A 17,239-nucleotide genomic window follows, 5' to 3' on the forward strand; every position below is an offset into this window, starting at 1 on the left:
TTAACAAATGGAAAATCTGACATTATCACAGGCTCAGCCTGTAGAAAGACCTCAACTGAAAGAAAAATACGACCACTTCATAGGAGGCAAGTGGGTAGCTCCGAGCTCAGGAGAATATTTCGAGAATATTTCTCCAATAGATGGAAAGCCGATTGCAAAAGCAGCCCGAGGAAATAAGCAGGATATAGACATGGCTCTCGATGCAGCGCACGCAGCATTTCCCTCTTGGTCCAAAACCTCCCCTACTGAGCGATCAAGAATCCTAAACAAGATCGCTGACGTCATCGAGGAAAATCTCGAAATGCTAGCAAGAATCGAAACCATGGACAATGGTAAGGCACTACGAGAAACAAGAGCTGCCGATCTTCCACTTTGTGTGGATCACTTCAGATATTTTGCCGGGGTCATCCGTGCTGATGAAAGTACTATCTCAGAACATGATGAGCATACTGTAAGCATCGCCCTTCATGAGCCACTTGGTGTAGTAGGACAAATCATTCCTTGGAACTTCCCGCTTCTGATGGCTACCTGGAAAATCGCACCGGCACTAGCTGCAGGCTGCTGCACTGTGGTAAAGCCAGCTGAGCAAACTCCAACAAGCATCATGGTATTGATGGAATTGATCGGAGACATTTTACCTGCAGGTGTCCTAAACGTAGTTTCTGGATTTGGACCGGAAGCTGGAAAGCCATTAGCGACTTCTCCAAGAGTAGCTAAAGTAGCCTTCACCGGAGAGACCACCACGGGTAGACTGATCATGCAATATGCTTCTGAAAACCTTATTCCAGTCACCATGGAACTGGGAGGAAAATCTCCAAATATCTTCATGAAGTCAATCGCAGATGCCGATGATGATTTCTTTGACAAGTGTGTGGAAGGTGCTGTGATGTTTGCGCTCAACCAAGGTGAAGTTTGTACCTGTCCTTCTCGAATTTTGGTTCATGAAGACATCTATGACGTATTCATGGAGCGAGTCATTGCTCGGACCAAGGCTATCAAAATGGGACATCCTTTGGCCGAAGACACCATGATGGGTGCTCAGGCTTCCAACGATCAGTATGAAAAAATTCTTTCTTATATCGAAATCGGGAAACAAGAAGGAGCATCAGTCCTCACTGGAGGCGCCAAAGCAGGATTGAATTCCGGTTTGGAAACTGGCTATTACATTCAACCAACTATCCTAAAGGGACACAACAAGATGCGTGTCTTCCAAGAGGAAATATTTGGGCCGGTCACTTGTGTGACTACGTTCAAAACTACCGAAGAGGCAATTGAAATCGCCAATGACACCATGTACGGACTAGGTGCAGGCCTTTGGTCTAGAGATGCTCATGAGCTTTATCAAGTACCGCGTGCCATCAAGGCTGGACGAGTTTGGGTCAATTGCTACCACGCCTATCCAGCGCATGCGCCGTTTGGAGGGTACAAAAAATCAGGATTTGGACGTGAAAACCATGCGATGATGCTCAATCATTATCGCCAGACCAAAAACATGTTGATCTCCTACAGCAAGCAGAAATTAGGATTCTTCTAGAATTAACGATTTCTATGATTCAAAGGCGGGGAGAACTTTTCCCCGCCTTTATTTGCTTTAAACCTAAACCCAAAAAACCATGCCTCAAACCAAAAGAATCTTGATCACTGATGCGGCGAAAGAAACCATCGATACCCTACGAAAGCGATTTGGTAACGAATTGATGTTTCACCAAAGCGGAGGTTGCTGTGATGGCTCTTCTCCCATGTGCTTCGAAAAGGGAGATTTTAAGGTAGGCTCTCAAGATGTTTGGATGGGGAAAGTCTATGGATGTGACTTTTTTATGTCAGCCGATCAGTTTGAGTACTGGAAACACACCCAATTAACTTTAGACATTACTCCAGGTCGAGGCAGTAGCTTCTCGATCGAAATTCCCATGGGAATCCGATTCATCATTCGATCCAGGATATTCACCATGGAAGAGCTTGAAAACCTGGAACCTATCCTAACCGGAGAAGAGTATTTGGAACAGGAAGCTTGATAAGCCTGTATGGTTTCAGACCTCTAAGGCTCTCCATGAAATACGATTCTCTCAGAAACTCGAACAAAGCTCTTTTTTCTAAATTTCCTGATTCCATCCATTTGGAAAGGAAACTTTGCTTAGCAGCCTCATTTCTAAATACTCATTCTTTTACTATCTTAATCAGAATTTACCCAGCTTATGAAGAAAATTCTGATTTTCCTTTTATCCCTATTTTTGATCTATCTGATCGGGATCAACACCGTGCCTTCTTACATCGAAGCGCAGAGAAATCCAGTAAAAATCCCTGGTCCTTATGTCGTCTCAGCAGAAGCTCAAGAGCTATATGACCGACTGGATTTTATCGCTGATCTTCATTGTGATGCATTGCTTTGGGGAAGAGACCTGACCAAGCGAGGAGATCGAGGTCATGTAGACTTCCCTCGAATGCGGGAAGGAAATGTGGCTTTTGAGATGTTTACAATCGTATCTAAATCTCCGGCTGGGCAAAACATGCAGGAAAATAGTGCCGACGCTTTTGACAATATTACCCCGCTTACCATTGCAAAAGGTGAAAGCCCATCGAACTGGTTTAGTCTGATCAATCGCACCCTTTCCCAGGCTCAGGCCTTGGATGGCTTTATTTCCAAAGAAGGTGAAAATGCCATCCTGATTAAGACAAAGGCTGACTTTGAGAAACTTCTACAAATGCGCGAATCCAACCCAAAAGTAATTGGTGGTATGCTCGGAATCGAAGGCGGACATGCCTTGGAGGGTAATCTCGAAAATATTGATGCCGTGTACGAAGCAGGAATCCGGATGATTGGACCTACGCACTTTTTTGACAATGAATTGGGGGGTTCGGCTCATGGAGAAAGCGGAGAAGGTCTCTCAGACTTTGGAAAAGCTGCCGTCAAGCGAATGAATGAATTGGGTATCTTCATTGACCTTGCCCATTCATCCCCTGCAATTGTCGAAGATGTGCTTAATCTAAGTAATGAACCTGTGATTGTTTCCCATACGGGAGTCAGGGGGGTATTGGACTCCCAGCGAAACCTTAGCGATGAGCAAATTCAAAGAATTGCAAAAAATGGAGGAATCATCGGGATTGCTTTTTTTGATATGGCAGTCGGCACTCCAGAGATCCCCAACATTATCGCCTCTATCAAACACGTGCGGGATTTGGTAGGAATTGAGTATGTGGCCTTAGGTTCTGATTACGATGGCTCGGTTGCTGTTCCATTTGATATTACAGGATTACCGCTGATCGTGGAAGGACTTCTAGAGGCAGGATTTTCCGAATCTGAAATACGGGCTGTAATGGGGGAGAATGTCAAGCAGTTTCTCTTAAAAAATCTCCGCTAATCATGAATGAGAAAGTATTACATCAGGAATCTGAACGCTTTGGCAAACTTCAGGAATACATGCGAGAGTTTGTCTACGGAGGTATAGACGGAGCAGTTACCACTTTTGCAGTAGTAGCAGGAGGCTTTGGAGCCAATCTAGACACAGGAATCATCATAATTCTTGGCTTTGCAAATCTTCTTGCTGATGGTTTCTCTATGTCTGTAGGGGCCTATCTTTCTGCCAAAACCGACCGGGAGAATTTCAAAAAACATGAGAAAATCGAATATTGGGAGGTAGAGAATATACCTGAAAAGGAACGGGAAGAAATCCGCGAAATCTATGAGGCAAAAGGTTTCAAAGGTGAGCTATTAGAAAAAGTCGTAGACCAAATCTGCTCGGACAAGGATCTTTGGGTAGCCGAGATGATGAAGGATGAGCTCGAAATGATGGAAGAGAACAAAAGTCCTTTTAAGATCGGACTAGCCACCTTGATTTCGTTCATTCTTGTCGGGTTTATACCCCTATTGGTATATTTGATTGATTTCTTTAGCCCCATCGAAAAACATCTATTTTTATACACCAGTATTCTTACCGGTGTGGCCTTTATGATCATAGGCTGGATGAAAAGCTGGGTTAATCAGACTGCAGTTGGAAGAAGTATTTTCGAAACACTAGCCCTAGGTTTATTGGCCGCAATGGTTGCCTTTTATGTGGGTGATTTATTAGAAGGATTTTTTATCAAATAGGTAAATGACAAAAATCGAAGAGGTTCTTGAAAAATTGGATCAAATCATTTCTGAATGCCGTTCCAAGCAAAGCCGGATAGGATATTTTGCGATTCTTTACAGGCAAGTCACGCGCAGGGTCAGAGATGGAATTCTAGCAGGAGAATTTGAAGACAATCCACGAATGGAAGTCCTAGATGTGCTTTTTGCCAAGCGATTTATCGACGCGTATGAAGATTGGGTACAAAGTCAAGCCATCACTGAAAGCTGGAGATTGGCTTTTGAGGCCAGCAAAAACACCAATCATCTCGTATTGCAACATTTACTCTTAGGGATCAATGCTCACATCAATTTGGACCTTGGGATCGCTGCCTCTGAAACTATGAAAGGGAAAGAGCTTCAAGCGATCAAAAGTGATTTTGACCAAATCAATTTCATTCTTTCAGAGCTGGTTGACGACGTGAAAGCTAACATCAGTAAGGTTTCTCCAATTTTTGGTTGGTTGATCCCCTTGGCGAAAGGTCGGGATGAGATGCTTCTTAACTTTTCGATTCAAATTGCCAGAGATGGTGCCTGGAAGTATGCTGGAGAATATCACATTGATCCAAATAAAAACTATCAGATTCAGAACCGAGATAAAAACATTGCTGCTCTCGCAAAAAAGCTAATCAATCCGGGAAAATTCCTTGGATTTCTCATCAAAATCGTGGGATTCGCAGAATGGAAGTCGGTAAGTAAAACGATGGATCAGTTGGATCAAGTAGCAGCTGAAACCCTAAAAAAAATTTGAACCAGTAGAAGGTTTAAAATACAACTTCATCCAGGAATTTCTTACAATCATAAACTGGAATCTCCGAAAAATAAAAACCTTCCGAGTCCTCGGTGATGATGGCTTGACATTCATGTTGCAAAGCCGAATAATACTCCAAGCCATCCTCGAAATCCACCACACTTGGATCAGAAACTGCTCGAGAAACCACTATCGAATCGACTGAAGCAATATATAGCTTGGAAGAAAGGACTTCCATTTTTCGTTTAGCAAGGCCTGCGCCACTCTTCTTCTCTGAAAAATAGAATGCAATAGCCAAGCAAATAGGTGTGGTGTAAAGTTGAAATCCTCGCTTATCAGCCAAACTTAATATTCGCGCCGAATGCGGAAAAAGCGGATATTCCTTATTTAACACAGAAACCAGAACATTCGCATCGAGAAAAACCTTCATTTTTTGCTACCAAAAAACTCATCTTTCATTTCCTTTCTACTCGATGACGTGCGCTTGTATTCTACCTCACCCTCAGACACCATATTTACCCAATCAGCAATCGGAAGCTCCTCCAACGATTGGTAATTTTTGGAAGTCATCTGAGCATAAAGAAACTCCGTCAGTCTGGAAAGACTGATGTTATTTTGGTCGGCAAAATCCTTGGCTCGGTCTATAATATCTTTATTAAAAGACAAAGTGATTTTAGTATCCATGGCTCCTTATATCTAAACCTTGCCGTAAAAAAAATTAAATTTACACGTAATCCAAAGCAAATCCCTGATTTTCTTCGCTTTTCAATCCCAATTTGCCAATTCCCGATCAGTTTCAGCACGGTTTTTCCGGTTGGTTTTTTCCTTTTTTAGGTCAGTAGCGTAGAAATGCGTGTCCTGAAAATAACCAACCCGAGCATCGGATTCACCTTTGGCAATGACCCATTTTTCTCCTTTGAATAGCTTTACCTTTTCCTCATGAAGTTCTAGAAGTTCGTCATAAGGCCCACGAGGTGAGATTAATTTGACAAAAATAGGTGCCGTCTCGATCGCGATGAAAAGCAGCATAATGAAAATGTTGGCTAAAGCCATAGCCGAACTTTCGCTAGTCAAACCTGAGAGCCCATCCATCCGTGCGGCTAGTCCATCAAAGCCCTCGATACCCGGTTGCTGCTTTTCAAACTCTACCTGACGCAAAGCCATAAACTCCCGAATCTGGGCCTCTAGCGTGTCAATTCGAACTTGGTTTCTACTTCGCAAAGTATTCAAAGCAAGTTGCGCTGCATCCAGCTGCTGTTCCTTTTTCTTGGCATTTGTACCAAGCCCTACAATCCCACTTGTGCCTGAGGTCTTTTCGCCGAATCGTTCTGCATCATATTCTTTCTGAAGTTGATCGCGAAAAGCCTCCGCCTCAGAAACCTCTGCTTTTAGCGCCTCTATCCTAGATTCCAATTCTTGAATTTCAGGAAAACCTTTAGCCAAATTAGCTTTGGATTGAGCGATGAATTCAGTTTTCCTTTCGTCTAATTTCCGGTTGATTTCCCGCTCAAACATTTTCAATTCCAAAGGCTTAGAAATAACTAAGGCCAATAAAACGGCCAAGACCAATCTTGGAATTGCCAGCCTCCATTCTTCCCAAGCACGCTCTTTTTTACGCATACTTGATACGATAAATCGATCGAGGTTGAAAATCATCAAACCCCAAAGCATCCCGAATAAAACAGCAGGCAAAAGACTTTGAAATACCGTGTGTAGTGCATAGCCCGCGGCCAAAGCTGCCAAAACCCCGGTAAAAAACACAGTCGCTCCAATACCAAAGTACTTATTGCATTCGGTGGGAGTTCGCTTCAAAATGGAAAAATTGGCTCCGCTGCAAAACCAAAAAAATCTAGTCAATTGATTCATAAGAAAGGGATTTGGTGATCTGTCTTATACCTAACGCCAAAATGCATGCAAAACAGATACACTGCAATCTCTTTGGGCCGAAATGCCTAGAATGGGGGTAGAAAGCTTGATTTTGGTGTCAAAACCCTAAAAATGGACAATCTTGAAAAGTGCGCGAATTGTTCGATTACGTTCAGGGGATGATCGGTTTTGGATCAGGGCTTTTTTGAATTATGTTTGGAAAATGAAAACGACCTTAGTCTCCCTTTTCCTTTTGATCGGCTTTTTCATTGGAGAAGTCCAATCTCAGACTGTCCCTTTTGAGAAGGAAGTCAAACTAATTACCGACAGACTAAAACGCGATGGTTATCAGGTGGGAAGCACGCTTTTCACTGGAAGCTCTTCGATACGGATGTGGGTCAGCCTCCAGGAAGATTTCCCTCAAAAACCCATCATCAATACGGGCTTTGGCGGATCTACTGCAGCAGATCTAAAGAGGCATTTATACCCCTTGGTTTTACAATTGCGACCCGCACGAGTATTTATTTACGAGGGAGACAATGACATCAACAATGGTACACCGATCGATGAAATCATGTCTGACCTCGAGCAGATCGTAATGCGGATTCAAGTTGTGGATCCAAATTGCCAGGTCTACCTAATCAGTGCAAAACCAAGCCCTTCGAGATGGGACAAAAAAGAACAATACTTGGCACTGAATGAAGCTATGAAGTCCTACACCGAAAAAAAAGAAAATGTAGGTTTTGTAGATGTTTGGACTCCTATGCTTGACGAAGACGGGAATCCTAAATCCGACATATTTCTACAGGATCAACTTCATATGAATAAGACTGGATATGATATTTGGAGAGAAATTTTTGCAAAATATTTCCCTGAAGAAACTCCCCAGTAATTACGGCCCAAAAACACGTAGGGAAAGTGCCAAAACAATCTGCTCTGAACGAAAGCTTTTGTCTGCGCCCAGAATCCTATCCAGATTGATTCGCTGGTCATTGAATTCCCGCTCATAGCGAAGATCCAGACCAACAGGGCCTATCGCTACTCCGAAGCCAAACTGATATCCAAGTCTAAGTCGCTTATTGAATTCTGCTGATTGGGAGGGTAAAAAATTATCCTCTAAGGTATAATGCACTGAAGGTCCTCCAAAAGCAGTCAGGAGCTTAAATAAGCGAATCCCCACCAAAACAGGCACATCTATCCGTTGGGTAAATGCCTCTCCATTGACCGTTTGGAATCGAGTCTCAGTAAATACCGCCTCAGGTCGCAAATAGATATCATAGGAGTTCATGGTGTAAAAAAGCCCCGCATGATAGCCTACATTTCCAAAAGGCTCTTTCCAAACCTGTCCGGCATCTTTAAAATATTTACCAGAGGTATTGTAATTAGTACCAAACTTCAAGCCTAGACCTGAACCTTGCTGAGCATGCAATTGGAGTGGAGCTATGAAAACAAATACGAGGATAAATAGATAATTCAGCTTTGCCATGGCTAGAAGGTTTTGTAAGAAGTCGGTACAGAATCTCTTTTTGTAATTTGTCAGACAATCCTTTTTAGGATTTTTTTACGTATCTGAGATCAATGAATCAAAACAGAAACCAGATTGTTTGGTTTTAGAGTTGGTTCAAGACTTAGAATTACAAAAACCGAACCGAACAGAATAAATCCATCAGAATGTATCACTTAAAATCCAAATACAGCATTATGCTTACTTTCATTTTAGGACTCTTTATGGCTTGCAGCAGCCCACAAGAGTCTACCGAAATTCAAGAGCTCACAGAAGAAGACAGCCAAAAACTAGCCCAATTTTCAGGTAAAACAGAGTTAGCTACTTTCGCAGGTGGTTGCTTTTGGTGCGTGGAAGCGCCATTTGAAGATCTGGACGGAGTCATCACCGTGATCTCAGGGTATGCAGGAGGTAAGGAAAAGAACCCTACCTACGGAGAAGTAAGTAGCGGTAAAACTTCCCACCGCGAATCAGTCCAGATTACCTATGACCCCGAAGTCATCAGCTATTCCGAATTAGTGGATATCTTTTGGCAAACTTTCGATCCTACAGATGTAGGGGGCTCTTTTTATGATCGGGGATCTCAATACGAGTCCGCTATTTTCTTTCACTCTGCCGAGCAAAAAAGAGTAGCTGAAGACTCCAAAAAGCTATTGGATGAATCAGGGAGATTCGAAAAGCCAATTGCTACCCCAATAATCAAATACACCAATTTCTACCCAGCAGAAGAGTACCATCAGGATTACTACAAAAAGAATCCGGCTGATTACTACGCCTATCGAAAAGGAAGTGGAAGAGATGCTTTTATCAAAAAGCATTGGCCTGAATTAAGCGCAGAGAAATATCCTGCCACTCCGAAAGTTGAGCTGAAAGAAAAACTCACTCCTCTTCAGTATGAGGTAACTATGGAAGACGCTACCGAATATGCTTTCCAAAATGAATACAATGGGAATAAGGAGGAAGGAATTTACGTTTGTATAGTATCCGGTGCTCCGCTTTTCAGTTCCAAGGATAAATATGAATCTGGCTCGGGTTGGCCAAGTTTTACAAAGCCAATCGATGCTCGCCTTATTGATAAACCAATTGACAAAAGCCTAGGGATGACTCGTGTAGAAGTCAGAAGTAAACTGGGAAATAGCCACGTGGGACATGTGTTTTACGACGGTCCTGCCCCAACTGGTTTGCGTTACTGCATGAATTCAGCAGCCATGAAATTCATCCCTAAATCAGAAATGGAATCAGCTGGATATGGGGAATATCTTTGGTTGGTAGATTAGAGCTTCGGGTTACTAGGCACAACACAGAAAAGGGTGGTCATCACCCTTTTTTGTATTATGAACAAATTTTTTCACTCTTATCTTTTCCTAGTTTTATTTTATAAAAAATCTTTCAATTTTATTTTTTTTAATTCGATTTTGGTAAATAGTGCAGAATTTTAATACCCACACATGACAAATTTTGACCTCTTGATCGTCGACGATGATCCTGCTTTTCGAAAAATCCACGAAGCACTCGTTAGACGTTCAGAATTCCATGATGCCCCTGTTCTACTAGAAAATGGCCAAACAACAATAGAATACCTAGAGTCTAATCCCAGCGGCAACAAACTCCTCCTTCTTGACATCTTTATGCCAGTAGTGGATGGTTGGGCAGTGCTAGACTATATCGAAGAGCTCAAAAAACCTGAATCAATCAAGGTTATCTTAATCACATCTTCGGTCAATAAGAGTGATAAAGTCAAGGCCATGGATTATGTAAGTGTAATCGAATATATTGAAAAGCCACTTGTCGAAGATTACCTTCGAATGCTGAAAAATCAATTCCTATTCTAATTAACGAATCAGGCGGAAGGTCAGATTAATTCTTTCGCCTGATACTTTTTTTGATTTGGGGATTTGATGCTCCCAATGATCCTGACAAGCCCCCTTCATGAGCAAAAGACTTCCATGTCCAAGCTCAATTTGTCGCTTTTCTTTTTTGTCCACATAGTTTCGAAATTGAAATCTGCGGGAAACCCCAAAGCTTACCGAAGCGATTACAGGCTCAGGCCCTAGACTTGCTTCGTTATCTCGATGCCATCCCATGGAATCTTGACCATCGCGGTAGAAATTCAGCAAGACATGAGAAAATCTCGCTTCAGCCACTTCCTCTACTTTACCTTTGATTTCAAGAAGAGTTTTGGACCAAGGAATCGGCTCCATCGTAATCCCTGAATAGCTGTAAGAAATACCCTTGTCACCATAGAGGGCTGTTAACCGAGGCTGCATCACTTTCTTTCCAAACATCCAAATGGCCTCATGCTTCCAGGAAATATCATCTCTGAGGATTTTGAAATACTCATCAGCTTTTTTTAATTCAAAAAGACTATCAAAGTAAAGCGCTTCCCCACTGTGAGGTAATAAGTTTTTTGTATCAAAAGGAAACAAGTTGGCCATCATAATGCTCAAACTCGATATCAATTAGCCTGTTTAAAAATACCTTCAGAAAATAATTTTTCGACAGACTGATTATATTTGATAAAAATCAGTGTTATGAAGAAATTTGGCTGGATTGTAGGAATTTTCCTCATCGTTTTCCTTTCTGTATTCATGTGGTGGAAATACTTTTTCGTTTTTGGAGAAGGTGTCAAAGCCGGATCTCTAAATTATTTCGTAAAGAAAGGAGTGGTTTTCAAAACTTATGAGGGCAGAGTAGTACAAGAGGGCTTTCAAAGCCCAACCGCAGGCGCATTACAAAGTAATGAGTTTCGGTTTTCCGTGATTGACGAAGAGGTAGCACTACAGCTTGAGCGCTCCTCCGGAAAATTCGTGGAACTCAGATACAAAGAATACAACGGAACGCTACCCTGGAGAGGAGCCAGTAATTTTGTCGTCACAGAAGTGCTGGACATAAAAGAGTCAGGCAAGGCCTCTACCTCAGGGGTACCTTTCGATCAATAAATCAAGGCCGAGTCCAGTAGTCTACTACCAAAACCTCCTTTAGGTGCGGACCTAGTATTTCACCAAACTTCTGATGCGCAGGATGCGGTAAGTAGGCATCTCTGTCTTCGTTGGAGTGAAAAGTGAGCGTAAAGGCATGCGTCAATCCTCTGTTCAACCCCTCAGGACTTGAATTTTCTCCCCATTCAAAGGATTGGATACCAGGAATCTCATTTTGAAGATTTCGAAAAGCATCAATTACCATTTGGACATCTTCTGCAGAAGAAGAGTCTTTAAATGAAAAGTAAACCGCATGTCTTAATACAGAATCCGGTTCATTTTGAACGGTAACTTGATTTTCACTCATTTGATCGGAATTGTTTTCAGGGTTTTGACAAGCAAAAGCTAATAGCAGAAAGGCAATTAATCCAAGATTCTTCATTTTATGGGGTTTTCTTTGTTAGGTTTTTCATGGATAGGTTTCAAACTCACCCCCAAACATTTTAATAATTCAGGTATTGTGAGCAAAAGCAAGATCAAATTAATCAAAAATATTAATCCGCCATCTTGGTTTTTGAAGTAAGTCTAATTACCTTAAATTAAATTTAAATAGTAAAACTATTTTATAAATAGATATAAGTTAAAACCTCCCTCCTATCAGGGAGAGGTTAAGTCTGACTAAAACCGATAAAAACATATGAAAAACACCCTCCTCTGCTTCTTGTCTTTGATTTTTTTAGCTTCTTGCGGCCAAAATGAGACAAAGGAAACCGAAACGAGTATTTCCGAGTATTCAATTACAAAAATTGATTCGTTCGAAGTAAATAATTTAACCCGAGTATTTATTCGGGATTACTCAGCAGAACTAGACAGGTATTTTGGCTATGCCATGGTCGAAGATGATCTTTTGGAGATTTCTCGTGAGGGTGAAATCATCAAACGAACTCATAAAAAAGGTGACGGTCCTGGCCTTTATGGTAACTGGAATCCAATTGGAATCAGTTTTGGACCAGAGCAAGAACGAATCGTAGAGCTGCCATTTCAGATTCTTTCCTATGATTCTACGTACTCTGTGATTCATAGTCAGCGCATCCAGTCACCGCTGCCGATTCGAACCTTTGGTCCTATGGGCCGAACGGAATACTTCCAAAATTCTGACAGCACCTTTTACCTAGTTGGGCCTAGCAATTATCTTTCTTCCCATTACTTGATTCAAAATGAAGAAGGTCGAGACACCTTGAAGAACTTTTACAAAATCCACATCCAATCAGGGGATATGAAATCCATCATCCCCTATCGTGAATCAAGTCCCTACCGACAGACTCAGGATGTCTATCAAGAATTGATGACTAAAAGCTTTCTGGTCGATCATGAAAGGCAGGAACTACTTATCCTACATGCTCTCTCGAAGGAAATAGAAGTCTACAACTTACCTGACTTGGATTTTTCCCGAAGCATACCAATTACCCACTCAGAATTTGTTGAATATTCCCCTGTGCCATTAGGAACCATGGGAAATGATGACCGAATCAAACCGCTACGCTTCATGGCAGGGCGAAATCAAAGTTTGATCAAAGTAGACTCCGATACTTACCTGATCAAATATTTTACAGGAGTATCCGAAGCTGAATATCAAACTAGAATTGCGAATGATGCTACTTATATTCCTAGCTCTGACCCTGAAGAGCAGGCCATATTGATCATCAAAAATGGTGAGCAAGTAAGTCAGGAGCTTTCAGGAATTGCAGGAAGTATTTTATTTGGTCTGGGCGATGGCAAGTTTTTGGTTCAGGAACCTGAAAATCAAGAAGTAGAGGAAGAAAAAACCCGCTTTTCAATCTATCAAATCAAAAGTTCATAATCATGCGTATAGCCTTCTTTAGCACCAAAAAATACGACAGGGACAGCTTCTCCTCTTTGGTCAAAGATTATGGTTTTCAGATCGATTTTCTGGAGGCAAAACTCGATCATCAATCAGCTATACTAGCACAAGGACATGATGTAGTATGTGCATTTGTCAATGATCAAATCGATTCCAAAACGCTAGAAATACTCTCGAAGGAAGGAGTCAAATTGATTGCGCTTCGATGTGCAGGATATAATCAGGTGGATCTAGAAAAAGCGAAGGAACTGGGAATCCGAATAGTCAGAGTACCTGCCTACAGTCCCGAGGCAGTCGCCGAGCATACTTTTGCACTCATCCTGACCCTGAGTCGCAAAACTCATAAAGCCTATAACCGAGTCCGAGAATCAAACTTTTCCCTAGAAGGGTTGACAGGATTTAATATTTTTCAAAAAACCGTCGGAGTCATCGGTACAGGAGCAATTGGTAGAGCATTTTGTAAAATCGCACTAGGATTTGGCTGCAAAGTATTGGCCTTCGATGTCATGGAAAATGCCGAAATGAAAAAAATCGGTGTTCAATATTGTTCGTTGGACGAGCTATTTGCCCGCTCCCAAATCATATCCCTACATTGCCCCTTGACTCCTGACACCCATCACATTATCAATAAGAAGGCGATGGAAAAAATGAAGGACGGCACCATGCTGATCAATACTTCAAGAGGTGCACTTATTGATACGAAGGCAGTCATTTCAGCTCTAAAGCACGGCAAAGTGGGCTTTTTGGGAATCGATGTCTATGAGCAGGAGGAGGACCTCTTTTTTCAAAATCTATCCGAACAGATTCTTAAAGACGATCAGATTTCCCGCCTTATGACTTTTCCCAATGTATTAATTACAGGTCATCAGGCCTTTTTGACCAAGGAAGCCCTTAATCAAATCGCCTTCACCACCCTCGAAAATATAGCCGCTTTTGCTTCAGACTCCGAGCTTGTAAATGAGGTAAAAGCATAAAAAAAGCCCTGAACTAGAAAGTCCAAGGCTTCGCTCATTGTATTGGAAATTATCTTACCACCTTTACATTGACGGCATTCATTCCTTTTTTCCCTTCGATGACATCAAAGGTAACCTTGTCATTTTCTCTGATCTCATGTACCAAGCCAGTGTGATGTACAAATACATCATCGCCATTGTCAGCTGGTGTAATAAAACCAAAGCCTTTGGTTGTGTTAAAGAATTTTACTGTTCCTTCATTCATGATTACTACTGTTTACTGTGATTTATTGGAGTTTTGTTGATTACTTTTTTTGCCTTTTGGATCTTCGGGATCGGGAGGAGTTTCGGAGAAATTGCCGAACTCATCTACATACATAATCATGTCCTCAAGCTTTCCACTTTTCGGCTGATCCTTTCGGGCTTGCATTTTTTCTTTCTTTTCTTTCTTTTTTCGTCTTTTCAGTTCAGCTTTTTGCTTTTTGATAAAGGTGTTCTGATTTTTTGACATGTATTAGTTTTAGGTTACAGAAAGAGCCATTAACCATCTGGTCAAGGCAGAAGCTCCAGACTTTTCAAATTGAATAACAAGAAACGGGAATTTAAGAGGGCACTGTTTATTCTGATACAGAAAAAGTAGATCAGAAAGCGAAAACCTTGGGGGCACTTACGCCGAGGGATACTACTCAGGCAGGTTTAAAAACCAATTACTAAACTATTTCAACGTGAAGGTCCTATCTTGGCGGAACTTCTGATTTCAAATGTCAGCAGAAGTTTTTGTTTTTCCTAATTTTTAAAAAAATCTAATTTTTCCCAAACTCCCTGAAAGACAAAAGATTCAGTGTTTATTGAATTCTAAAATTTGCGATTAAGTTGACATGAAGTAAGCCCACTTTATTGTATCGCTGACCCGCTGTCAAACCATCAGCATTCAAGGCTTCCTTATTCATCATGAGCAAATGGAAATCCATCTTTGGTTTGCTTGATGGTCTGTATTTCACACCAAGATTAATCTGCCGATAAGAGGGTAAAGCATATTTATTTTCCGCTGCATTCTGAACTTCAGGCAACCAATGAAATCCCAAATGGCCATAAACCGTCCAATTAGCCGAAGGGTAAAACTCAGCTAACAAGGTGGTCGCAGTCAAACTTTCAAAGCCTTCGTTTCGCTCCCTTGGAATAAAGGTAAACCAAGCGTCTTTACCCCACTCTCTAGGACTTAGCCACCTGCCATTTCCACCAGTTTTTGTGAAAGCCGAAATCAGTTTCCATTTTTTGATTTTCAAACCTCCCTGAGCAGAAAATGCCCAATTTTGATCCAATGGATCTTTATACCTCAGGATCGGATCAGGATTTCCTCCCTCCCCTATTCCATGTTGAAAACCTGCCTGAGCACCCAATATCCAATTTAGCTCCTTTGAAGAATTAGTCAAATTATAATTCCACTCAGCCCAAAAAGTAGAGGAGATATTTTGAGCTAATGTTTGTGACAAGCTAAGCTTGTGGCCTTTCGTATGAAAGTCCACCTGGAAAACGCTGACAAAATCACTTTGGGTGTTTCCTACATATTGTGAGGGGGATCCATTCAGGCCGCGACCACTTCCATAGATCCCGATTGACTCTCCGATGGGAAGATACCGGTTTGTACCCCTGACGAGAAAACGATTGATATACCAGCCGGAGAATTTCCATTTGGAATTGGGCGTAAAACTGGCCGAAGCCCCTTCCATCAGTGTAGGAGCCAATCGTCCATCAGCAGGATTGACCCAAGCGGTATTAATCCCCATCCGCCCAATAGCTAAATGCCACTTCTCAGTTTGGTAGCTTACATTTAAAAGTTCTAAGGTCCCAAAAAGATCCTGTCCAGGCTCCAAATAATTGAAAAGACCTGTTTCGTAGCGATTAGATTGGCCGGAAATAGGATCGACCTCCCAAATATCCGAACTCCAAATATTGGCAAAACCACGATACGCGGCTTGAAACTTCCATCGACCTGAAAATGTCCCTTTGATTCCTACAGAAAGGGAAGAACCTAAGGCATAGTCATCCTTGAACTCACTGGAATACGAAGTACTCATCCAAAAAGTCCGCCAATGAACTGTCGGCTGAATATCCAGCTTATTTTCTTTGACTTGACTGTAGGATAAAAAAGGAAGGAAGAATAAAATCAGGTAAGCGTTAAACCTCATTGAGTGGAAGCTTTTGCTTCTTGAATAGGTTTAAATGGACCGTATTTGTGCTGCTGCTCTGAGAACGGATCGCTGTATGGCCCAAACGGATGATCCATGGGTTTTTTGGAGATATCGGGCCAATCACCAGTCAAATCTTTACTAGGTCGCTCAAGGCTATTGACATAAGCAGCCACATCCCAAGCATCCTCATCTGACATCAAGGGATTTTCATAAGTCGCTCCAAGTGGCATATTGGCCTTGACATAGCCCGCAAATCTGGATAATCTGTAAAGCCCGGCGCCTTGATTGTAGCTATTTGGACCCCAAAGCGGAGGATAGATATAACCACTTCCATCAGCCTTTGCGATTCCCTGACCATCCGCTTGATGGCAGCTTTGGCATTGACTGTCATAGACGGTTTTACCTCTCACAGGATCAGCGGCCCGATCCAAGAGCGGTAATGCATAGATTCCGGCTCCTTTCGGCTTTTCACCCTTAGGCACACCCTGTCCCAGCCATTCCATATAAGCTACCATGGCGATCATTTCTTTGGAATTACGCTCAAGGCCTTGACCATTCAAGCTCCGCTCAAAGCAATCATTGATTCGCTTCGGAATATCTTCAGATTTCCCTGATCGAGCTCTTACTTTGGGATATGTGGCTAATACTGCCCCATAGTTATTTCCTAATGGAGCGGTCCCTGCATTGAGATGACAGTTTTGGCAATTAAGACCATTGGATATCTTCCGTACACTTCCATTTGGCCCCAAGTAAGCTGCTGTATTTGCAATCAATTCCCGACCATATTTGATATCCGCCGCATTAGCTTCCGCATCAACAGTTGACCAATCAGGAGCTGTCCACATTCCGACAGGATCCATCAGAGCTTTACTTTTGGGCTCTGGAGCTACTGCTGCTGCTAAAATTTGCTCATCCCCTGTTCCAAATTCAGGCAATTGCACACCAGCATAGGATAAATAAATAACTAAGCCAATAACTCCCACAAGGGAAGTAATCAAAGCCAATAATCCGACCATCAGGCCGATTAATTTTATGAATGTTTTGCCGAGTTGATCCATTTTCATTTCT

General features: G+C 42.0%; 21 protein-coding genes. 11 read left to right on the forward strand and 10 right to left on the reverse strand.

Annotation, left to right across the window (positions count from 1 at the left end; genetic code table 11):
• Positions 1-7: 7 nt before the first annotated feature.
• The 5 genes from CDH51_RS05150 to CDH51_RS05170 all read left to right on the forward strand — a co-directional run bounded on the left by CDH51_RS05150 (position 8) and on the right by CDH51_RS05170 (position 4,856).
• Positions 8-1,534, forward strand: a complete 1,527-nt coding sequence (locus CDH51_RS05150) for an aldehyde dehydrogenase family protein (RefSeq protein WP_100627541.1) — start codon at positions 8-10, stop codon at positions 1,532-1,534.
• A 79-nt stretch (positions 1,535-1,613) separates the two neighbouring features.
• Positions 1,614-2,015, forward strand: coding sequence for a DUF779 domain-containing protein (locus CDH51_RS05155; RefSeq protein WP_100627542.1), 402 nt, complete (start codon positions 1,614-1,616; stop codon positions 2,013-2,015).
• Positions 2,016-2,195: 180 nt separating this feature from the next.
• A complete protein-coding gene (locus CDH51_RS05160; RefSeq protein ID WP_100627543.1) occupies positions 2,196-3,359 on the forward strand; it encodes a dipeptidase in 1,164 nt (387 codons plus the stop codon).
• A gap of 2 nt (positions 3,360-3,361) precedes the next feature.
• Positions 3,362-4,087, forward strand: coding sequence for a VIT1/CCC1 transporter family protein (locus tag CDH51_RS05165; RefSeq protein ID WP_100627544.1), 726 nt, complete (start codon positions 3,362-3,364; stop codon positions 4,085-4,087).
• A 4-nt stretch (positions 4,088-4,091) separates the two neighbouring features.
• Positions 4,092-4,856, forward strand: coding sequence for a DUF5995 family protein (locus CDH51_RS05170; protein WP_100627545.1), 765 nt, complete (start codon positions 4,092-4,094; stop codon positions 4,854-4,856).
• A 13-nt stretch (positions 4,857-4,869) separates the two neighbouring features.
• On the opposite strand, the gene CDH51_RS05175 is transcribed toward CDH51_RS05170, so the two are convergent.
• The 3 genes from CDH51_RS05175 to CDH51_RS05185 form a co-directional block, all read right to left on the reverse strand.
• Positions 4,870-5,286: a type II toxin-antitoxin system VapC family toxin gene (locus CDH51_RS05175; protein ID WP_100627546.1), complete on the reverse strand. Its 417-nt coding sequence runs from the start codon at positions 5,284-5,286 to the stop codon at positions 4,870-4,872.
• On the reverse strand, positions 5,283-5,540 hold the full coding sequence (locus tag CDH51_RS05180; RefSeq protein ID WP_100627547.1) for a DUF6364 family protein: 258 nt from the start codon (positions 5,538-5,540) through the stop codon (positions 5,283-5,285). Before CDH51_RS05180 ends, CDH51_RS05175 begins: the two co-directional genes overlap by 4 nt.
• Positions 5,541-5,621: 81 nt before the next feature.
• Positions 5,622-6,722, reverse strand: coding sequence for a DUF4407 domain-containing protein (locus CDH51_RS05185; RefSeq protein WP_100627548.1), 1,101 nt, complete (start codon positions 6,720-6,722; stop codon positions 5,622-5,624).
• A gap of 223 nt (positions 6,723-6,945) precedes the next feature.
• Here CDH51_RS05185 and CDH51_RS05190 point away from each other — a divergent pair, with 223 nt between their 5' ends.
• Positions 6,946-7,614 carry a GDSL-type esterase/lipase family protein gene (locus tag CDH51_RS05190; RefSeq protein WP_133391749.1) on the forward strand — a complete coding sequence of 223 codons (669 nt, stop codon included), beginning with the start codon at positions 6,946-6,948 and terminating at the stop codon, positions 7,612-7,614.
• Here CDH51_RS05190 and CDH51_RS05195 read toward each other — a convergent pair whose 3' ends face one another.
• Complete coding sequence (locus CDH51_RS05195; protein ID WP_100627550.1) at positions 7,615-8,208, reverse strand: hypothetical protein; 594 nt, start codon at positions 8,206-8,208, stop codon at positions 7,615-7,617.
• Between the two features lie 185 nt (positions 8,209-8,393).
• Between CDH51_RS05195 and msrA the strand changes: the two genes are divergently transcribed.
• Positions 8,394-9,503 carry a peptide-methionine (S)-S-oxide reductase MsrA gene (gene msrA / locus CDH51_RS05200; RefSeq protein ID WP_232724749.1) on the forward strand — a complete coding sequence of 370 codons (1,110 nt, stop codon included), beginning with the start codon at positions 8,394-8,396 and terminating at the stop codon, positions 9,501-9,503.
• 171 nt (positions 9,504-9,674) lie between these two features.
• On the forward strand, positions 9,675-10,058 hold the full coding sequence (locus CDH51_RS05205) for a response regulator (protein ID WP_051260659.1): 384 nt from the start codon (positions 9,675-9,677) through the stop codon (positions 10,056-10,058).
• On the opposite strand, the gene CDH51_RS05210 is transcribed toward CDH51_RS05205, so the two are convergent.
• Positions 10,059-10,664, reverse strand: a complete 606-nt coding sequence (locus CDH51_RS05210; protein WP_100627551.1) for an alpha-ketoglutarate-dependent dioxygenase AlkB family protein — start codon at positions 10,662-10,664, stop codon at positions 10,059-10,061.
• A gap of 93 nt (positions 10,665-10,757) precedes the next feature.
• Between CDH51_RS05210 and CDH51_RS05215 the strand changes: the two genes are divergently transcribed.
• A complete protein-coding gene (locus tag CDH51_RS05215; RefSeq protein ID WP_100627552.1) occupies positions 10,758-11,165 on the forward strand; it encodes a hypothetical protein in 408 nt (135 codons plus the stop codon).
• 1 nt (position 11,166) lies between these two features.
• On the opposite strand, the gene CDH51_RS05220 is transcribed toward CDH51_RS05215, so the two are convergent.
• Complete coding sequence (locus CDH51_RS05220; protein WP_100627553.1) at positions 11,167-11,586, reverse strand: Dabb family protein; 420 nt, start codon at positions 11,584-11,586, stop codon at positions 11,167-11,169.
• A gap of 255 nt (positions 11,587-11,841) precedes the next feature.
• Here CDH51_RS05220 and CDH51_RS05225 point away from each other — a divergent pair, with 255 nt between their 5' ends.
• Both CDH51_RS05225 and CDH51_RS05230 read left to right on the forward strand, forming a co-directional pair.
• A complete protein-coding gene (locus CDH51_RS05225; RefSeq protein WP_157807044.1) occupies positions 11,842-13,005 on the forward strand; it encodes a hypothetical protein in 1,164 nt (387 codons plus the stop codon).
• Between the two features lie 2 nt (positions 13,006-13,007).
• Entirely contained in the window at positions 13,008-14,000 is a 993-nt protein-coding gene (locus tag CDH51_RS05230) for a 2-hydroxyacid dehydrogenase (RefSeq protein WP_100627555.1), read from the forward strand.
• A gap of 49 nt (positions 14,001-14,049) precedes the next feature.
• Here CDH51_RS05230 and CDH51_RS05235 read toward each other — a convergent pair whose 3' ends face one another.
• The 4 genes from CDH51_RS05235 to CDH51_RS05250 all read right to left on the reverse strand — a co-directional run bounded on the left by CDH51_RS05235 (position 14,050) and on the right by CDH51_RS05250 (position 17,187).
• Entirely contained in the window at positions 14,050-14,244 is a 195-nt protein-coding gene (locus CDH51_RS05235; protein ID WP_026944932.1) for a cold-shock protein, read from the reverse strand.
• A gap of 12 nt (positions 14,245-14,256) precedes the next feature.
• Positions 14,257-14,490 carry a cold-shock protein gene (locus tag CDH51_RS05240; protein WP_100627557.1) on the reverse strand — a complete coding sequence of 78 codons (234 nt, stop codon included), beginning with the start codon at positions 14,488-14,490 and terminating at the stop codon, positions 14,257-14,259.
• A gap of 334 nt (positions 14,491-14,824) precedes the next feature.
• Complete coding sequence (locus CDH51_RS05245) at positions 14,825-16,168, reverse strand: hypothetical protein (protein WP_100627559.1); 1,344 nt, start codon at positions 16,166-16,168, stop codon at positions 14,825-14,827.
• Complete coding sequence (locus CDH51_RS05250) at positions 16,165-17,187, reverse strand: c-type cytochrome (protein ID WP_232724750.1); 1,023 nt, start codon at positions 17,185-17,187, stop codon at positions 16,165-16,167. The genes CDH51_RS05245 and CDH51_RS05250 overlap by 4 nt, the downstream gene beginning before the upstream one ends.
• Between the last annotated feature and the right edge of the window lie 52 nt (positions 17,188-17,239).

This window comes from Algoriphagus formosus, assembly GCF_002807035.1.
Lineage (GTDB): Bacteria > Bacteroidota > Bacteroidia > Cytophagales > Cyclobacteriaceae > Algoriphagus > Algoriphagus formosus.

Bases quoted from the DNA above. Each gene is read 5' to 3' on its own strand.
- CDH51_RS05150 (WP_100627541.1), top strand. From the start codon at position 8: ATGGAAAATCTGACATTATCACAGGCTCAGCCTGTAGAAAGACCTCAA.
- CDH51_RS05155 (WP_100627542.1), top strand. From the start codon at position 1,614: ATGCCTCAAACCAAAAGAATCTTGATCACTGATGCGGCGAAAGAAACC.
- CDH51_RS05160 (WP_100627543.1), top strand. From the start codon at position 2,196: ATGAAGAAAATTCTGATTTTCCTTTTATCCCTATTTTTGATCTATCTG.
- CDH51_RS05165 (WP_100627544.1), top strand. From the start codon at position 3,362: ATGAATGAGAAAGTATTACATCAGGAATCTGAACGCTTTGGCAAACTT.
- CDH51_RS05170 (WP_100627545.1), top strand. From the start codon at position 4,092: ATGACAAAAATCGAAGAGGTTCTTGAAAAATTGGATCAAATCATTTCT.
- CDH51_RS05175 (WP_100627546.1), bottom strand. From the start codon at position 5,286: ATGAAGGTTTTTCTCGATGCGAATGTTCTGGTTTCTGTGTTAAATAAG.
- CDH51_RS05180 (WP_100627547.1), bottom strand. From the start codon at position 5,540: ATGGATACTAAAATCACTTTGTCTTTTAATAAAGATATTATAGACCGA.
- CDH51_RS05185 (WP_100627548.1), bottom strand. From the start codon at position 6,722: ATGAATCAATTGACTAGATTTTTTTGGTTTTGCAGCGGAGCCAATTTT.
- CDH51_RS05190 (WP_133391749.1), top strand. From the start codon at position 6,946: ATGAAAACGACCTTAGTCTCCCTTTTCCTTTTGATCGGCTTTTTCATT.
- CDH51_RS05195 (WP_100627550.1), bottom strand. From the start codon at position 8,208: ATGGCAAAGCTGAATTATCTATTTATCCTCGTATTTGTTTTCATAGCT.
- msrA (WP_232724749.1), top strand. From the start codon at position 8,394: ATGTATCACTTAAAATCCAAATACAGCATTATGCTTACTTTCATTTTA.
- CDH51_RS05205 (WP_051260659.1), top strand. From the start codon at position 9,675: ATGACAAATTTTGACCTCTTGATCGTCGACGATGATCCTGCTTTTCGA.
- CDH51_RS05210 (WP_100627551.1), bottom strand. From the start codon at position 10,664: ATGATGGCCAACTTGTTTCCTTTTGATACAAAAAACTTATTACCTCAC.
- CDH51_RS05215 (WP_100627552.1), top strand. From the start codon at position 10,758: ATGAAGAAATTTGGCTGGATTGTAGGAATTTTCCTCATCGTTTTCCTT.
- CDH51_RS05220 (WP_100627553.1), bottom strand. From the start codon at position 11,586: ATGAAGAATCTTGGATTAATTGCCTTTCTGCTATTAGCTTTTGCTTGT.
- CDH51_RS05225 (WP_157807044.1), top strand. From the start codon at position 11,842: ATGAAAAACACCCTCCTCTGCTTCTTGTCTTTGATTTTTTTAGCTTCT.
- CDH51_RS05230 (WP_100627555.1), top strand. From the start codon at position 13,008: ATGCGTATAGCCTTCTTTAGCACCAAAAAATACGACAGGGACAGCTTC.
- CDH51_RS05235 (WP_026944932.1), bottom strand. From the start codon at position 14,244: ATGAATGAAGGAACAGTAAAATTCTTTAACACAACCAAAGGCTTTGGT.
- CDH51_RS05240 (WP_100627557.1), bottom strand. From the start codon at position 14,490: ATGTCAAAAAATCAGAACACCTTTATCAAAAAGCAAAAAGCTGAACTG.
- CDH51_RS05245 (WP_100627559.1), bottom strand. From the start codon at position 16,168: ATGAGGTTTAACGCTTACCTGATTTTATTCTTCCTTCCTTTTTTATCC.
- CDH51_RS05250 (WP_232724750.1), bottom strand. From the start codon at position 17,187: ATGGTCGGATTATTGGCTTTGATTACTTCCCTTGTGGGAGTTATTGGC.